The sequence below is a fragment of the Herbiconiux daphne genome (assembly GCF_024979295.1).
Taxonomy (GTDB): domain Bacteria; phylum Actinomycetota; class Actinomycetes; order Actinomycetales; family Microbacteriaceae; genus Herbiconiux; species Herbiconiux daphnes.
Genome location: NZ_JANLCJ010000182.1, coordinates 1 through 976, shown reverse-complemented (window position 1 = coordinate 976; position 976 = coordinate 1). Strand labels below are relative to the sequence as shown.

General features: G+C 38.8%; 3 protein-coding genes. All 3 read right to left on the bottom strand.

All coding sequences use genetic code 11. The features are described 5' to 3' along the window. Window positions 1–194, bottom strand: a 194-nt coding sequence (locus tag N1032_RS23930) for a phage major capsid protein (RefSeq protein WP_259542947.1), incomplete at its 3' end; no start/stop codon positions are given. A gap of 23 nt (window positions 195–217) precedes the next feature. After that, the gene (locus tag N1032_RS23925) at window positions 218–775 is read right to left on the bottom strand and encodes a hypothetical protein (protein ID WP_259542946.1); all 558 of its coding nucleotides are present in this window, start codon (window positions 773–775) and stop codon (window positions 218–220) included. Window positions 776–777: 2 nt separating this feature from the next. Further along, on the bottom strand, window positions 778–976 hold a 199-nt coding region (locus tag N1032_RS23920; RefSeq protein WP_259542934.1), incomplete at its 5' end, for a hypothetical protein.

Below are 976 nucleotides of genomic sequence, written 5' to 3'. Positions count from 1 at the left end.
TAAACGCGGTCTTGGAAAATTACTTTCCCGATATGGTTTACCAGCTTTTTGACGTAATTATCAACGCTGGTCTGGTCGAAAATAGATTTACCAATATCAACAACGTTGGATAAATCTTCATTTACAACGGCGGTTTCACCCAAAATTTCTTTGGTGACGTTATTAATCAGGGTATAAAGCTGAGTAACCTTCATGTTTATTTCCTCTTATATCCGGCTTAACAGTAAACCGAAACAGTTAAATACGTTGCCACATCTTTAAGAACTACACTGATTATATTAGTTCTTTCCGACAATGACAAGTTATTAAATGCGGTCTGCCAATCGATAACCGAAACTGACGAATCCCGCGTAATATCTTGAGTGGTATTTTCGTCTAGTGCATTATGCGCCCCTGTATCAGTGATTAAAGTATCGCTATTAAAAGCGGAAACTTTATTTTCAGAATTAGAAACATCGTTTTTAGTGCCTACTGTATTTTGGTTCCCAGTAGTTTTAGTAACGGATTTAGCCCCTAAATCTGGAGGTGAAATATTGAACTCAATAAGAGCATTCCATTTTTCACCATATAATTTAGTAATGAATTTACCAGCTACATTAATATCAAAGTTATTAAATGCGCTAGTTACCAGACGTTGCCCATAGGTTAGGCTTAACATCTGGTCTAATTCCGCTGGCGGGGTATCAGCGAAGAACGGGAAATTTTCGGCGGTCTGAATGGCGGTAAAAATACTACCGCCAGCCAACCACGTTTTAAGGTTGACCAGCGTTTCCATAGTTATTCCTTACTCTTAATTTCGTTTAACAATTCCTGCGCGGCCTGTTTATCTGCCTCGCTGGTTTCGGGGTCGTCAATAACGGCTTGCAAATCGGCTACTTGTTTTTCCGATTCAGAATCATTTCCGCTATTTTCGCTATTATCCTGATTATCAGATTCGCGCTGTCTTTGTTCATCATTCAAATCCTCTTGATTATTG